We start from the raw sequence: 15469 nt of genomic DNA on the forward strand, positions 1-15469 counted from the left end.
CGTATCTGTTTCCGTGGCTGACGCATCAGCGGCCCGGAGCGTTACCGACCATCACAGCATCGACCACCGACACATTCGGCCCGAATCGCACCGGCACCCAGGATTCAACACCCGGCGATCACCTGCGCCAATAATTAGGTTACCCTTAGCCTCCTTGTTCGGACACAGATTGAAAGGCATTCACTTCATATGCTTGCCCAGACTCGCGGCCGTATCGCCACCAGAACTATCCGCACCACTGTGACCAGCGTATTCGCCGCAGCGGCAGTGGCCGGCGGTACCGCGATCGCCGCCGCCGACGCCCCCGCTCCCGCGCCCCAGGAGCTGCAGAGCAGCCTGGATCAGTTCGTCGATCCGGGCATTCCGGCGACCGCCAAGACCAAGCTGATCGTCGGCGGCGACCGGCGCGAGCGCAATATCGAGACCATGAACAAGGGCCTGGCCAACTACGGCAAGGTCGGATTCGCCGTCTCCGACGTGCGGACCAAGGGCGACACCGCCGACGCCCGAGTCGCGATCGTGTCGCCGCACGGGACCATGCCCGGCGTGCCGATGAGCTGGCAGCACACCGCCGCGGGCTGGCAGATCTCCGACGGCACCGCGTGTGTGATCCTGGCCATGGGCAAGGCGCCCTGCTGACCTCGCCCGATCCGCTCAGCCGATCCGCTCAGCCCTTCGAAGGACGACGCTGCGGCTTGGGCGCGACCACGCCGTCGGCCAGCCGCCGCGCGCTGATCAGGAATGCGGTGTGGCCCTGCATGCGGTGTTCCGGGCGGACGGCCAAGCCCACCACATGCCAGGGCCGCACCAGCGACTCCCAGGCGCGTGGCTCGGTCCAGCACTGTTGCTGCCGAAGCGCCTCCACGGTCTCCGAGAGCTGCGTCACGGTCGCCACGTAGACGATGAGCACGCCACCGGGAATCAGCGCCTTGGCCACCGAGGGCAGCGCGTCCCAGGGTTTGAGCATGTCCAGGACGGCACGATCGACCGGTTCGCCGTCGTGGTCAGCGACGTCACCGAGAGTCAGCGTCCAGTTTGCTGGCCGTTCGCCGAAGAACCGTTCGACATTGCGGATCGCGTGTTCGGCGTGATCGTCGCGGATCTCGTACGACAGCACCTGCCCCTCCGGCCCCACCGCGCGCAGCAGTGAGCACGTCAGCGCGCCGGATCCCGCACCCGCTTCCAGCACGCGAGCGCCGGGGAACACATCCCCCTCGTGCACGATCTGCGCGGCGTCCTTCGGATAGATCACCGCCGCGCCGCGCGGCATCGACAGCACATAGTCGACCAGCAGTGGTCGCAACGCGAGATACGGTGTGCCGTTGGCGGATTGGACCACGGTGCCCTCGTCGGCGCCGATCAGGTCGTCGTGGCGGATCTGGCCCTTGTGAGTGTGGAATTCCTTGCCCGGCTCCAACACGACCGTGTGTTGGCGGCCCTTGGCGTCGGTCAGCTGCACCCGGTCACCCTCGATGAATGGACCGGTCCGTCTGGCCGTCATGGATCTCCGTTCTCTGCTGCGACTACTTCGGCGGGCGCGAATTGTCGGTGCCCCCGGATAGCCTGCCAGGTATGTCAGCGCCGCCGACGATCACCCCGCCACCGGAGCCAACGCCCGCGTACACTCCGGCGCTTTCTCCCTCGCGGGCAATGGATTTCAAACAATGTCCATTGAAATACCGCCTGCGCGCGGTGGATCGGATCCCGGAACCGCCGGCGCGGCCCGCAGTGCGCGGCACGGTGGTGCACGCGGTCCTGGAGTCACTCTACGGGTTACCCAGTGGCGAACGGGTTCCCGACCGCGCCGCCACCCTCGTCACCCCCGCCTGGCATCGTTTGCTGGCCGAACGCCCGGAACTCGCCGAGGTGGTCGAAGAGGGCGGTCTCGACGGTTTTCTGGACGAGGTGCACCGCCTGGTCCAGACCTACTACCTCCTGGAGGATCCCACCGCCTTCGACCCCGAATCCTGTGAGTCGCTGATCGAGGTGAGCCTGCCGGACGGCTCCCCGCTACGCGGTTTCGTCGACCGCATCGACGTGGCACCCGGCGGCCGCCTGACCGTGGTGGACTACAAGACCGGCCGCTCCCCCGCACCCGGCAGCGAGAACCACGCCCTGTTCCAGCTGAAGTTCTACGCCCTGATCATGCTGCGCACCCGCGGCGTCGCGCCCACCCGCCTGCGCCTGATCTACCTGACCGATGGCCAGATCCTCACCTACCACCCCGACGAGGAGGAACTTCTACGCTTCGAACGCATCCTCTCGGCCCTCTGGACAGCCATCAGTACGGCCCTGCGCACCGGAGAGTTCCCACCCAATCGCTCCCGGCACTGCCAATTCTGCGACTACCAGTCGCTGTGCCCCGCATTCGGCGGCACCCCACCGCCCTACCCGGGCCCACCTCGAAGCGTGGCGGACCCGCGCTAGGGCTTCCTAGAACCTACAGGAGCGGATGTCCGTGGCCAGGACCGCCTTCGCGCCCAGGTCGGCAAGTTGGTCCATGACCTCGTTGCTCTGTCTGCGGGGAACCATGGCGCGCACGGCGACCCAGCCCGGGTCGGCGAGCGGGGAGACGGTAGGCGATTCCAGGCCCGGGGTGATCTTCACGACGGTGTCGAGCAGATCCTTCGGGCAGTCGTAGTCGAGCATGAGGTACTGCTGTGCGAAAACCACACCCTGGACACGGGCGACGAGTTGATTGCGCCCTTTGTCCCTGCGGTCGGACCCAGCGGCCTCGATCAACACCGCTTCCGAATCGCAGAGCGATTCACCGAACGCCACCAGATTGTGCTGACGCAGCGTACGACCCGAGCCGACCACATCGGCGATGGCATCGGCGACCCCGAGTTGAATGGAGATCTCCACCGCACCGTCGAGGCGGATCACCTCGGCCTGGATACCGCGGCGCCGCAGATCCGCCAGCACCAGATTCGGGTACGAGGTGGCGATGCGCTTGTCGTAGAGGTCCTCGACCTTCCACTCGCGACCGGCGGGCGCGGCGTAGCGGAATCGCGAGCCGCCGAAGCCGAGGCTCAGCCGTTCCTGAACCGGCGCACCGGAATCCAGCGCGAGATCGCGGCCGGTGATGCCCAGGTCCAGCTCGCCCGAGCCGACGTAGATCGCGATGTCCTTGGGCCGCAGGAAGAAGAATTCGACCTGATTGCTGTTGTCGAGCACGGACAGGTCGCGCGAATCCGTGCGCTTGCGGTAACCGGCTTCGGTGAGGATGGCGACGGCGGCCTCGGAGAGGGCGCCCTTGTTGGGGACTGCGACGCGGAGCATGTGAATGTCCTTTCCGGACTTGTGTCGGAGGGTTCTGTGTAGGCCTCGCGAGCATCGCGCGAGTTATCCCGTCACAGATGTCGGTACACGTCCTCCAGACGCAGTCCGCGCCCGACCATCAACACTTGCACCCAATACAGCAGCTGCGAGATCTCCTCGGACAGCGCGTCATCGCTCTCGTGTTCGGCCGCCAGCCAGACTTCACCGGCCTCCTCCAGCACCTTCTTACCCTGCGAATGCACACCGGCGTCCAATGCCGCCACGGTTCCGGACCCCTCGGGACGGTTGGCCGCACGATCCTGGAGCTCGGCGAACAGGGTTTCGAAAGTCTTCACGGCTCGTGATTCTTTCAGATCAGGTCACGCTGAGAGTTTTCGGCCTCCGCTTCGTTCCGGCGACCAGGACGGTCGATCGCGTAGACGTAGTGATGGCCGTCATCGGCGGGATTGTCCGGTGTCATCGGGCCCTCGGCGATCCGGTGCATCCCGGCCTTCTCCAACGCGCGCCACGACGGACGGTTCGCAGCGGCGACCGGGACGATGATGCAGTCCGCCAGCGGGTATTCGAACCAGGTCGCGCCGATCATCGCGCGAATCATCGCCGGCCCGAGACCTCGCCCGACCCGTTTCGGGTCGCCGATGAGGTAGTCGAGCGTGGCCGCCTCGGTCGGCACCGTGATCAACTTCACCAGATCCTCGAGGTACTCCGGAAAGTCGGTCAGCCGGCATCGCTGAATCAGGCCGATCGGTTCTGCGTCGGCGAAGATCAGCAGATCCTCTCCCGGTTCCTCGCCGCGCATGCACGGGCCGAAATCGCGTTCGACCGCCGCCAAGGTGAATTCGTGATTCCACCAGCGATGTACATGGGGCTGTGCGAGCCACCCGCACAGCAGCGGGAAGTCCGCGGCGGCCAGCCGCCGCCAGGTGAACTCGGGCAGGGATGCGCCGACCATGGAGCCGACGCTAGCAGTCCCGGTATTCCGTTTTCACCCGATTTTCCGCGACGGCACAGTGCCCGCGGATTCCGGCGACAGGTCACCGGAATCCGCGACGAGCGACTATCCAGCGAGCAGTACCTGCAGTTCGGCCACGGCTATCCGCAACTGCGCGGCGAACGCGTGCATCTCGTCGGCCACCGAGGTCGGGGTGGCCAGGTACAGGTTCCAGCGATCCGGCAGCAGAACGTACGCAACGCCGATGCACTTGGCGCTGGTGCAGCCGAAACCGAAGTACTCGATATTCGCCGACGGCGCGGAACTGGTGCTCAGATAGTCGTCCCGGGTGATCAGCCAGCCGGGGCTGTCGTAGAACGGCATCGGCTCGGTGATGCCGAGTTCGGCGCCGCGACGCCGTTGGATCAGCTGCAACTCCCACAGATGCTGTTCGGGCGCCTTGCCGCTCTGGCATTCCTTCGCCCGAGCCACGTGCGCCTGCGCGGCGGTGCGCGCGATTTCCTGCCGCTGCTGTGCCGACAATGCCGGATCATCCATGGCCGCAACGAATTCCAGAATCTCCGGAGTCACCACACGCATCGCCTCGGTCCGCCCGTTGCGGTACTGGCGAGTGGCGATCGATTCGTAGGTGGCACCGGTGAGGCCCTTGCTGCGCCGGTGCGCGAGCTGATAACTCAACTGCGCGAAGGCATCGGGTGAGATGCCCAGTGACTTCGCCCGCTCGGTGCCGAAATCCGGGAAGGAAACCGTGAGGGTGGCATTGTCGGCGGCGAAGGCGGCGAACGACGCTGCGGCCCGGCGGATTTCACCGCACAACGCCTCGTCCAACTGGAATTCGATCGCCTCGATCGGCGGGACGCCCTGCGCCCGGGCTCCGGATCGCTCGGCGTGTTCGGCGACGGTCTTCTCCAGCAGCGCGTCCACGAAGGACAGGATCGTGGTGCCGTCCAGTCCGCAGTGCTCGACGTTGATACCGGCGGTGCCGTCGGCGAAGACGAGGAAGGACACCGCCTTGTCGAACCACCGGTTCCCGCTGTCGCCGTGCAACAACTGGTCACAGGCGTGCTGGGTGTCGTGCGGGGCGAAATCCTCCAGACAGACACAGAACAGCGCGGTCTCGATGACGTCCAGTGCCGCGGCGTTCACAGGCTCGGAGCGCAGCGTCGGGTACACGCCCGCCCACTCCACGCGGGAGAGCGTGGTGAGATGCCCGACCGCCGTACCGTCCGCCGCCCGGCCGGCGCCGGACTTCATCACAGCGCGCAAACCCCCGGCGAGATCCTCTGGCGCGTAAGGGGTTCCGGACGAATCGAGCACGTCCATCCGGAACAGGTTGCCGCGGAACAACACCACGATGTGCCGGGCGTCCGACGGGCCGGGCCACTGCGCGCTGTACGGCTGGCGCACGGTGTCCTGCGGATCGCCGGGAATCCGGGTCTCGGAGAACAGCGATTTGTTCTGCGCCATCGAAAGATGCTGTCCGCGTTGCAGGATCGGCGGAATCAGCTCCTGGTCGAGCAGTAGCTTGTAATCCACCGCCGCGGTGATGATCGCCGCGGCCCGGTCGACCTGTCGTGCGTCCGCGGCGTCGTCCGAGGTCGTCGCGGACACCGACGCGGCCGAGCGAGCCAGCGGCGTGTCGTCGCGGAAGAGGAAGAAGAAGTTGGCGTTCAACGCGATTCGATCGCGCCGGCCCAGATATCGCGACGGCCAGAACTCGTCCAGCCAGCTGCCCACCCCCGGCTCCGCGTCGAACCGCACCAGATCCGCGTGCAGGGCGCGGGCCGGGCCGTCTTCGCGCAGCAGATCCTCCACCGCACGGCGGGTTTGCTCGGATTCCTCATCGGTGAGCAGCGGTGCACTCCACTGCAGGAAGCGGGCGCAACTGTCTTCGAGTGTCGGCAGCGGCACACGCGGCAGCTGGTCGTCGAAGGCGAAGGTGCGGTCGGTCACTGGCGGTCCTCGGGGTCGATGGGTACGGGGCCGGGTGGTGAGACATGTGCGTATCGATCATCGCGTCCGGTCGCCAGGCGACCGGACGCGGGCCGATCAGACGGAGCCGGATCGTCCGGGGGCGGGCGAATCCGGCTCGTACGGTTCGGGTGTCGAATAGTACAACTCGGCGTGCATCCAGCCGTCCTCCTCCACCCCCGAAGGATCTATTCCCCTGGCGGACAAGGTATTCAACACCTGGATCCGTTCGGCCTCGGAGGCGAACCGGCGCTGGTGGAAGGTGCCCGGCATCTTCCGGGTGTGGTAGCCGAGCCGGGACAACCGCCGGGCGATCGGCTCGTAGTCGTACATCCGCAACACGAAATGTGCCATCCAGGGCAGACGCTCGCCGTGCGCATGCACCACCTGCAGCAGCGTGCGGTCGGTGACGTAGCCGATACAACCGGTGGAGATCACCACATCCGTGGACGCGAGCACCGCACGCTGCGCCGCGGTCGGCGGACCCGATTCCAGGTCGGCGTGTACCGCGTCGTGCAGCAATCCGGCCGCGGTGGCGTACGCCAGCGCAGGCTCGGAGGCGTCCATACCCACGAAGCGTACCTGCGGATGCCGGTCGCGGGCCGCGAGACGGGCGCGGTCGCGCTCGATCCGGGCCGCGGTATCGCCGCCGCGGTAGTGCTCGGCGAGCTGGGCGACGCTGGTGTCGAAACGCATCAGCGCGGCGTTCACCCCGTAAGAGCAGCCGATGTCCAGGACGGTCGGCGCGGCGCCGGATGCCGCGCGGTAGTCGGCGATGAAACTCTCGAAGTGCGGTTTCGCCAATTCCGGTATCCGATAGTCCAATTCGGACATTCGGAGGTAGTAGTCCCGAGGATCGGTACGGTCGTAGATGTCGTCGAACGAGGCTTTTCCAGTGCTGTGCAAGGAAACCGGCACTCCGCACTCCTCTCAATCGAGTAATCGGTCACCGCGCACGGATCGGCCCGCCGCGGCCAGATGGTCCGGCAGGACCCGCCCGAACAATTGCCTGGTGCGCTCGGCTGTGCCGATCACCCCGGGACGCTCGTTGTAGGCGAAAATCGCGGTGTGCCGCTGTCGATCTCCCGCGACCGGCGACACCCGGTGCAGCGAGAACCGGCCCTGGAACAGCTGCAGATCCCCTGGCCGCAGCTCGAGCCGTCGTACGAGTCGATCCCCGGCGCCGGTCAGCACCGCGCGCACATCGTCGAGATTCTCCGCCCGCGGAGACCGGATCCCCGGGCAGTACTCGAAGATTCCGCCCTCGTCCGGCGATTGGGTCAGCATCGATACGGTGAATTCGTTGGTATCGAAATGCCACGGGTGCGACATGCCCGGTGACACCACGTTCAGGCACAGCCCGGCCAGCGGGTCGGCGAACTCGTGGAGTTCGGGCAGTTCGAAGCAGTCGGCGAGGAATCGCCGGAACAACGGACTGCCGTACAGGATCTGGATGAGCGCCTCGGGCGGAATGAGATCGCGTGCCACGAAAGCGTTTCCGCGCTCGAGCACGATCCGGCCCGGATGGTCCGGCGGCAGGTCCGCGTCCAGCGGGATGTTGTACGCGTTCACCTGTTCGACGCGATAGTAGGCCTGCGGGGCGAGCGCGACGCCCTCGGTGCGCAGCGCCTCGAGCAACTCCGGGCGGATGAAGCCCCGGAGCACACAGCAGCCGTCCCGGCCGAGTTCGGCCCGCGCCGCGCCGACTACCTCATCCCACGCCACGGATCGCGGCTCCCGCAACGGATACCGGGTGGTATCGATGACCGCTTCCAGGGTTCCCGAGTCGGCCTGTCCCGAATCGCTTTCCGATTCATGCACTTGCGCCCCCTGTCGCCGTCATGGCGACCATTGTGACCCGGGGACGCCCCGCCCACGGCAATTCGGACAGATCGTTGGCATAAATCACAAACCGGTGAGTAGCCATGCGCAACAGCGCCATTCATGATCACAAACGATCGGACCGACCGACCCGTATGTATCGGCACGGCTGCCCGCGCGCAGAAATGCTTCGCACACTGGATGATTCACCATTCGATCGGGTGCGAACCCGGGCCACGGGGACGTTCGGCAGCAGCTCAGACGAGCGTGTCGAGATCGGCGACGGTCAATCCGATCAGGGAATCGCGGAAGGTGTAGCCGGGCGCCGGCGGGACCGGAATCTCACACGGGATCACCAGCACCGCACAGCCCGCAGCAACCGCGGATGCCGAGCCGGTCGGTGAATCCTCCACCGCCACACAGTGTTCGGGGGCGATATCGAGCAGCTCGGCGGCGCGGCGATAGGGGTCGGGCGCGGGTTTGCCGTGCACGACCTCGTCGCCGCAGACCGAGACGTCGAAGTACTCGCGGCCGAGCGTGTTCAGGCACACCTCGGCGACCGCGCGCTGTGTATTGGTGACCAGCGCCGTCCGCAATCCCGCCGCACGAACCATGCGCAATGCCTCCTGCGCCCCGGGACGCCACGGAATCGGACCGGCCATCAACTCGGTCACCCGCCGATGGAGCCACTCCCCCGCCTCGGCCACCCGCACCGGATCGGGCTCGAGTCCCAGACCGGCGAAGATGATCCGCAGTGCATTCGACGCGGCGGAACCGATCAGCGCGTGCCTGGTCGCATCGGTCATCTCGCCGCCGAGTTCCACCGACAGCTCGCGCACCGCGATGTCCCAGAGCTTCTCCGAATCCAGCAGAGTGCCGTCCATATCCCACAGCACGGCCTTCGCGGCGGGTACGGACACCCGGCGGCTCCCTTCCTCGGATCTGGATTCCGGAGCCGGTGATCGCGTTCCGGTCCGTGCACGAGCCGCCCCGGAAATGCCACTCTCCGGGCCGATCATGCCGCGCACAGCGTATCGGCCGGATGCCGGCGGCGCGATCCGGCCCGGCACGGGTGACTCGGCCGGATCTGCGCTCATCCCACCTGGGAGTCGGTGATCAACGTCTGACCGTTGACCGTCGCGACGCGGCACCACCGCCGCTCCGAGGTGACCTGGCCGTTCTTGTAGTGGTAGGTGATCGTCCCGGTGGCGGTATCGCCGTTCTGGGCGATATCGGTGACGGTCACCGAACTGAATTCGTTCCAGAACTGCAGATAGGAGTCGTATCCGCCGGACTGAGCCTGGTACGACGACGACAGCATGGGCCACGCGGCGCTCGCATTGCCCGGCAGCATGCCGTAGTAGCTGGTCATGAACCCGGCGGGGTCGGCAGGCGCGGCCGGGGTGGTGGTCGCGGGAGTCGTCGTGGTGGCCTTACTCGCTGACGTCGCGGTCGTCGTGGTGGTCGACTCGGCGCTGCCGGTGCTCTGCTCGCGTGCGGGCGGGACGGCCGCGGCCGAGGTGGGCTGGGCCGACGACGCCGCAGCGGCCGCGTGGTTGTCACCCCCGCTGCCACCTCGAACCATCACGACCAGTCCGACGATCACGAGCACGACTACGACACCGGCCGCCGCGAGCACCAGCACTCGGCGGTCGGACCTCAACCCGGAGGGCTTCGATTCGGCCATCGGCGTCGCACCGGGAGTCGTCCCGCCCGGCGCGGCCGCGCCGATGTGCAGCGTCGGATCGGCCGCGTTGCCCGCCGCCGCGCCTCCGGCCAGGACCGTTGTCGCGGGCGTGGCGTCAACCGGACCGGATGTCGGCAGAACCTTCGTGGCCGACGGCGGCAGCACCGGCGCTCGCCCCTCGGCGACGGCCTCGAGTTCCTGCTGCGCCTCGGTCATGGTCGGCCGGTCGCCCGGTTCCGCGGCCAGCAATCGCATCAGCACCGGACCGAGCGCGCCCGCATGCTGCGGGGCGGGCACCTCCGCGCGCACGACCGCGTGCAGTACGGCCAGCGGGTTGTCGCCCTCACCGAACGGCGGCTGTCCCTCCACCGCCGCGTACAGCGTGGAGCCCAGGGCGAACACATCCGACGGTGATTCCGGATTCTCCCCGCGCGCCACTTCGGGAGCCAGGTAGGCGGGCGTGCCCGCGAGAAACCCGGTGGAGGTCACCGTGACATCGCCGACCGCGCGGGAAATGCCGAAATCGGTGATCTTCACCGCGCCGTTGTCCGCGACCAGGATATTGGCCGGTTTCACATCGCGGTGCACGATTCCGGCGTCGTGCGCGGCGGCCAGCGCGGCGGCGACCCGGGCACCGATCCGGGCCACCTCCGCGGGGTCCAGATGACCCTTGTCCCGCATCAGCGTCGCCAGACTCGGCGCGTCGACGAATTCCATGACCAGCCATGGCTGGCCGTCCTCCTCCGCGACATCGAAGACCGTGACCGCATTCTGATGATGCAGCCGCGCGGCGATGCGCCCCTCGCGCATCGCCCGCATCTTCGCCTCCAGCGCCTGCGACCGCGTCAAGCCGGGGGCGAGCAGGAGCTGCTTCACCGCCACCGTTCGCCGCAGCCGGACGTCACTGGCCCGCCAGACGACCCCCATTGCCCCCGAGCCGATGGGATCGCCCAGCCGGTAACGTCCCGCAATCAGCCGGTCTGATGTCATGTTCTCGTGCCCCTCCTACGCTTGCACGCCGAGCCACCCTGCCACTCTGCGTGAAGCCCGGAAACTCAAACAGCTTACGCGTTAAAATATTTCGCTTCCGGATGCAGTAGGACGAACGCATCGGTCGACTGCTCCGGGTGTAGCTGCAACTCGTCGGACAGTGTGACACCGATCCGTTCGGACTCCAGAATCGATACCAGTTTCGCGCGGTCCTCGAGATCGGGGCAGGCGCCGTAGCCGAATGAGTAACGCGCGCCGCGATATCCGAGCTTGAAGTACTCCTGCACGTCGACGGGGTCGTCGTCGGCCACCGCATGGCCGTCGAGCACCAGTTCCTCGCGAATCCGGCGGTGCCAGTATTCGGCCAGCGCCTCGGTCAACTGCACGCCGATGCCGTGCACCTCGAGGTAATCGCGGTAATTGTTCTGTGCGAACAACTCGTTGGCGAAAGCCGCGATCGGCGATCCCATCGTGACGAGCTGGAACGGCAGCACGTCCACCTGTCCGTTTTGTGCCGCGAGTTCGCGCGAACGGATGAAATCGGCGATACACAGGAAGCGGTCTCGTTGCTGGCGCGGAAATGCGAACCGATAGCGTTCCGGTGCGGCGGGGTCCGGCTCGGCGAGCACGATCACCTCGTCGCCTTCGGAGACCGCGGGGAAATACCCGTAGACGACCGCGGCGTGGGCGAGCACGCCGTCGGCGGTGAGCCGATCGAGCCAGTACCGCAGCCGCGGACGGCCCTCCGATTCGACCAGTTCCTCGTAGCTGGGGCCGTCACCACCGCGCTGGCCGCGCAGGCCCCACTGGCCCAGGAACAACGCGCGCTCGTCCAGCAGGCCCGAATATTCATGCAGCGAAAGGCCCTTCACAACCCGGCTGCCCCAGAACGGCGGTACCGGGACGGGCAGATCGGCGGCCACATCGGAGCGGGCGGGCACCTCCACGGGCACCTCGGCCGCCTTGCGTTCGGCCGCAATGCGTTGGGAGCGTTCGTGCCGGGCCTTGCGTTCGGCAGCCTTCTCCCGGGCGGCGATCACCTCCGGGCTGTCGGCATCGATACCGCCGCCACGCTTGATCGTCATGATCTCGTCCATCAGGCGCAGACCCTCGAACGCGTCGCGCGCATAGTGCACATCGCCCTGGTAGACGTCGGTCAGATCGTTCTCGACATACGAGCGGGTCAGCGCGGCCCCGCCCAGCAGCACCGGGAACTGATCGGCGACCCCGCGGGTGTTGAGCTCCTCGAGATTCTCCTTCATCACCACGGTCGACTTGACCAGCAGACCGGACATGCCGATCACATCGGCCTTCTTGTCCATCGCGGCGTCCAGAATCGTCCCGATCGGCTGTTTGATGCCCAGGTTGACCACCTCGTAGCCGTTGTTGGACAAGATGATGTCGACCAGGTTCTTGCCGATGTCGTGCACGTCGCCCTTGACCGTGGCCAGCACGATCCGACCCTTGCCCGAGTCGTCGGTGGCTTCCATATGCGGTTCCAGATAGGCGACCGCGGCCTTCATCACCTCCGCGGACTGCAGCACGAACGGCAGCTGCATCTGGCCCGAGCCGAACAGTTCGCCGACGGTCTTCATCCCGGACAGCAGCGTCTCGTTGATGATCCGCAGCGGCGGCACCTCGGCCATGGCCGCGTCCAGATCGGCCTCGATATCGTTGCGCTCGCCGTCGACGATGCGCCGCTCGAGCCGGTCGAACAGCGGCAGGGCGGCGAGTTCCTCCGCGCGCGAGGCCTTCGAGGACGCCGTCGAGACCCCCTCGAACAGCGCCATCAGCTTCTGCAGCGGGTCGTAGCCGTCGCTGCGCCGGTCGTACACCAGATCCAGCGCCGTCTCGCGCTGCTCCTCGGGGATCCGGCTGATCGGCAGAATCTTCGAGGCGTGCACGATGGCCGAATCCAGTCCGGCTTCGACGCATTCGTGCATGAAGACCGAGTTGAGCACCTGTCGCGCGGCCGGATTCAGGCCGAAGGAGATGTTCGACAGGCCCAGGGTGGTCTGCACGTCCGGATGGCGGCGCTTGAGTTCGCGGATGGCCTCGATGGTCTCCAGACCGTCGCGCCGGGACTCCTCCTGGCCGGTGCCCAGGGTGAAGGTCAGCGTGTCGATGATGATGTCACTCTCGGCCAGACCCCAGTTGCCGGTGATATCGGCGATCAGGCGTTCGGCGATCTCGACCTTGTGCCGTGCGGTACGGGCCTGGCCCTGCTCGTCGATGGTCAGCGCGACCACCGCCGCACCGTGCTCGGCGACCAGCGCCATGGTCTTGCGGAAGCGCGAATCCGGGCCCGCGCCGTCCTCGTAGTTCACCGAGTTGACCGCACACCGGCCGCCCAGATGTTCCAAACCCGCTCGCAGCACCGGGGTTTCGGTGGAGTCGAGCATGATCGGCAGGGTCGAGGCGGTGGCCAGCCGACTCGCCAGGGCCTCCATATCCTTGGTGCCGTCGCGTCCGACGTAGTCGACACACAGATCCAGCATGTGCGCGCCGTCGCGGGTCTGGTCCTTGGCGATGTCCAGGCACCTCTGCCAGTCCTCGGCCAGCATCGCTTCACGGAATGCCTTGGAGCCGTTGGCATTCGTGCGCTCGCCGATCATCAGCACCGAGGCGTCCTGCTCGAACGGGACCGCGGTGTACATACTCGATACGCTCGGCTCGTGCACCGGCTCGCGCCTGCCCGGAGCGACGCCGCGAACAGCCTCGGCGACCTGACGGATGTGCTCGGGGGTGGTACCACAGCAGCCGCCGACCAGGGCCAGGCCGAATTCGGTGACGAAACCGCTCAGCGCGGCCGCCAATTCCTCCGGCGTCAACGGATATTCGGCGCCATTGGGACCGAGCACCGGCAGGCCCGCGTTCGGCATCACCGACACCGGCAACCGCGCGTGCTTGGACAGGTGCCGCAGATGTTCGCTCATCTCGGTCGGGCCGGTGGCGCAGTTCAAACCGATCATGTCGACGCCGAGCGGTTCGATCGCGGTCAGCGCCGCGCCGATCTCGCTGCCGACCAACATCGTTCCGGTGGTCTCCACGGTGACGTGGGTGATGATCGGGATCCGGCGGCCCGCCTGGCGCATCGCCCGCCGCGAACCGGTCACCGCGGCCTTGACCTGCAACAGGTCCTGGCAGGTCTCGATCAGGATCGCATCGGCGCCGCCGTCGAGCATGCCCAGCGCGGCCTCGGTGTACGCATCGCGCAAGGCGGCGAACGGCGCATGGCCCAGTGTGGGCAGTTTTGTGCCCGGTCCCATGGAACCCAGCACGTATCGCGGGGAACCGTCGGCGCCCGGCCCCATCTCGTCGGCGACCTCGCGGGCGAGACGGGTCCCGCGCTCGGACAGGTCCCGGATGCGATCGGCGATGTCGTAATCGGCGAGATTGGGCAGGTTGCAGCCGAAGGTGTTGGTCTCCACCGCATCCGCACCGGCCTCGAAATAGGCGCGGTGGATGTGCCGCAGTACGTCCGGACGGGTCTCGTTCAGGATCTCGTTGCAACCCTCGAGGCCGCGGAAGTCGTCCAGCGACAGATCCGCGGCCTGCAGCATGGTGCCCATCGCACCGTCTCCGATAACAACACGCCGGGCGAGCGTGTCGAGCAACGTGGTATCGAACTCGGCGCGAGGGGACACAGACATGTACTAGAGGGTAATGGGAAGCACGGACAAGCCCGACGACAGCGCCGGTCACGAGCACAGGAAGTGGTCCGCGCCACACTCGGGCCGACCGGCCGGTCGGCCCGCCACACCGTATGCCCGGAATTCGCGCCCCGCCCCGGCCGGCAGGACACGCTGTCGGCAATATGCCATGAACAGCAGGGCCTGTACACCGTAGGCTGACCGGGTGAACGCCAGTGCATCACCCGATCCGGACCTGCCGACGTTGCGCGATCCGGTGCTCGTGGCCGCCTTCGAGGGCTGGAACGACGCCGCCGACGCCGCCAGCGGCGCCATCGAGCATCTGGAACTGATCTGGGACGCCGAACCTCTCGCCGAACTCGATTCCGAGGACTACTACGACTACCAGGTGAACCGGCCGACGGTCCGCCAGGTCGACGGCGTGACCCGCGAGATCCAGTGGCCCGCCACGACGCTGTCGGTGTGCTCGCCCCCGGGCAGCGAACGCGATGTGGTGCTGTTACACGGCATCGAACCGAATATGCGATGGCGCAGTTTCTGTGACGACATCCTCGAACTCGTCGAGCAACTGCGGGTGACCACCGTGGTCATCCTCGGCGCGCTGCTCGCCGACACCCCGCACACCCGGCCCGTCCCCGTCACCGGAACCGCCTATAACAAGGAGGCGGCCGAGCAGTTCAGCCTGGAGCAGACCCGCTACGAGGGACCGACCGGGATCACCGGCGTGCTGCAGGACGCGTGCGTCCGCGCGGGCGTGCCGGCCGTGTCGTTCTGGGCGGCGGTGCCGCACTACGTCTCGCAGCCGCCCAACCCCAAGGCCACGATCGCGCTGCTGCATCGCGTGGAAGAAGTCCTCGACATCGAGGTCCCGCTGGGTGAGCTGCCCTCCCAGGCCGAGGACTGGGAGTCCGCCGTCGACGAGATGACCGAGGGCGACGACGAGGTCAGCGAGTACGTTCGTTCGCTCGAGGAGCGCGGTGACGCGGCGGTCGACCTCAACGAGGCCATGGCCAAGATCGACGGCGACGCCATCGCCGCGGAGTTCGAGAAGTACCTGCGCCGCCGCGGCGGACCAGGCGGTTTCGGGCTGTAATTTTGGCCTCCGCTTCGCTG

Annotated in this window: 13 protein-coding genes; 3 read left to right on the forward strand and 10 right to left on the reverse strand. The window is 67.1% G+C overall.

What is annotated here, in order from left to right; translation table 11 throughout:
• The first annotated feature begins 240 nt into the window (after window positions 1-240).
• Complete coding sequence (locus tag NV1_RS24965) at window positions 241-639, forward strand: MTB12 C-terminal domain-containing protein (protein WP_157117341.1); 399 nt, start codon at window positions 241-243, stop codon at window positions 637-639.
• 28 nt (window positions 640-667) lie between these two features.
• On the opposite strand, the gene NV1_RS24970 is transcribed toward NV1_RS24965, so the two are convergent.
• Window positions 668-1501: a tRNA (adenine-N1)-methyltransferase gene (locus NV1_RS24970; protein WP_067895971.1), complete on the reverse strand. Its 834-nt coding sequence runs from the start codon at window positions 1499-1501 to the stop codon at window positions 668-670.
• A gap of 71 nt (window positions 1502-1572) precedes the next feature.
• On the opposite strand from NV1_RS24970, the gene NV1_RS24975 reads away from it, so the two are divergent.
• Window positions 1573-2427, forward strand: a complete 855-nt coding sequence (locus NV1_RS24975) for a RecB family exonuclease (RefSeq protein WP_067895974.1) — start codon at window positions 1573-1575, stop codon at window positions 2425-2427.
• 6 nt (window positions 2428-2433) lie between these two features.
• On the opposite strand, the gene hisG is transcribed toward NV1_RS24975, so the two are convergent.
• The 9 genes from hisG to metH form a co-directional block, all read right to left on the reverse strand.
• Entirely contained in the window at window positions 2434-3282 is an 849-nt protein-coding gene (gene hisG / locus NV1_RS24980; RefSeq protein ID WP_067895977.1) for an ATP phosphoribosyltransferase, read from the reverse strand.
• A gap of 71 nt (window positions 3283-3353) precedes the next feature.
• Window positions 3354-3635: a phosphoribosyl-ATP diphosphatase gene (locus tag NV1_RS24985; RefSeq protein ID WP_174557476.1), complete on the reverse strand. Its 282-nt coding sequence runs from the start codon at window positions 3633-3635 to the stop codon at window positions 3354-3356.
• Window positions 3632-4234, reverse strand: a complete 603-nt coding sequence (locus NV1_RS24990; RefSeq protein WP_067895983.1) for a GNAT family N-acetyltransferase — start codon at window positions 4232-4234, stop codon at window positions 3632-3634. The genes NV1_RS24985 and NV1_RS24990 overlap by 4 nt, the downstream gene beginning before the upstream one ends.
• A 105-nt stretch (window positions 4235-4339) precedes the next feature.
• Window positions 4340-6187 (reverse strand): choline/carnitine O-acyltransferase, encoded by a 1848-nt coding sequence (locus NV1_RS24995; protein ID WP_067895986.1) that lies wholly within the window; start codon window positions 6185-6187, stop codon window positions 4340-4342.
• A 96-nt stretch (window positions 6188-6283) separates the two neighbouring features.
• Entirely contained in the window at window positions 6284-7123 is an 840-nt protein-coding gene (locus NV1_RS25000) for a class I SAM-dependent methyltransferase (RefSeq protein WP_067895990.1), read from the reverse strand.
• A gap of 12 nt (window positions 7124-7135) precedes the next feature.
• On the reverse strand, window positions 7136-8026 hold the full coding sequence (locus NV1_RS25005) for a HalD/BesD family halogenase (RefSeq protein ID WP_067895993.1): 891 nt from the start codon (window positions 8024-8026) through the stop codon (window positions 7136-7138).
• Between the two features lie 257 nt (window positions 8027-8283).
• On the reverse strand, window positions 8284-8946 hold the full coding sequence (locus NV1_RS25010) for an HAD family hydrolase (RefSeq protein WP_281181893.1): 663 nt from the start codon (window positions 8944-8946) through the stop codon (window positions 8284-8286).
• Window positions 8947-9119: 173 nt separating this feature from the next.
• On the reverse strand, window positions 9120-10703 hold the full coding sequence (locus NV1_RS25015) for a serine/threonine-protein kinase (RefSeq protein ID WP_067895996.1): 1584 nt from the start codon (window positions 10701-10703) through the stop codon (window positions 9120-9122).
• Window positions 10704-10777: 74 nt separating this feature from the next.
• A complete protein-coding gene (metH, locus tag NV1_RS25020; RefSeq protein WP_067895999.1) occupies window positions 10778-14356 on the reverse strand; it encodes a methionine synthase in 3579 nt (1192 codons plus the stop codon).
• A gap of 205 nt (window positions 14357-14561) precedes the next feature.
• Here metH and NV1_RS25025 point away from each other — a divergent pair, with 205 nt between their 5' ends.
• Window positions 14562-15449 carry a PAC2 family protein gene (locus NV1_RS25025; protein ID WP_067896002.1) on the forward strand — a complete coding sequence of 296 codons (888 nt, stop codon included), beginning with the start codon at window positions 14562-14564 and terminating at the stop codon, window positions 15447-15449.
• The last annotated feature ends 20 nt before the right edge of the window (window positions 15450-15469 follow it).

Origin of the sequence: Nocardia vaccinii NBRC 15922 (assembly GCF_001613305.1) — a bacterium.
Lineage (GTDB): Bacteria > Actinomycetota > Actinomycetes > Mycobacteriales > Mycobacteriaceae > Nocardia > Nocardia vaccinii.

Bases quoted from the DNA above. Each gene is read 5' to 3' on its own strand.
- NV1_RS24975 (WP_067895974.1), top strand. From the start codon at position 1,573: ATGTCAGCGCCGCCGACGATCACCCCGCCACCGGAGCCAACGCCCGCG.
- hisG (WP_067895977.1), bottom strand. From the start codon at position 3,282: ATGCTCCGCGTCGCAGTCCCCAACAAGGGCGCCCTCTCCGAGGCCGCC.
- metH (WP_067895999.1), bottom strand. From the start codon at position 14,356: ATGTCTGTGTCCCCTCGCGCCGAGTTCGATACCACGTTGCTCGACACG.
- NV1_RS24990 (WP_067895983.1), bottom strand. From the start codon at position 4,234: ATGGTCGGCGCATCCCTGCCCGAGTTCACCTGGCGGCGGCTGGCCGCC.
- NV1_RS24970 (WP_067895971.1), bottom strand. From the start codon at position 1,501: ATGACGGCCAGACGGACCGGTCCATTCATCGAGGGTGACCGGGTGCAG.
- NV1_RS25015 (WP_067895996.1), bottom strand. From the start codon at position 10,703: ATGACATCAGACCGGCTGATTGCGGGACGTTACCGGCTGGGCGATCCC.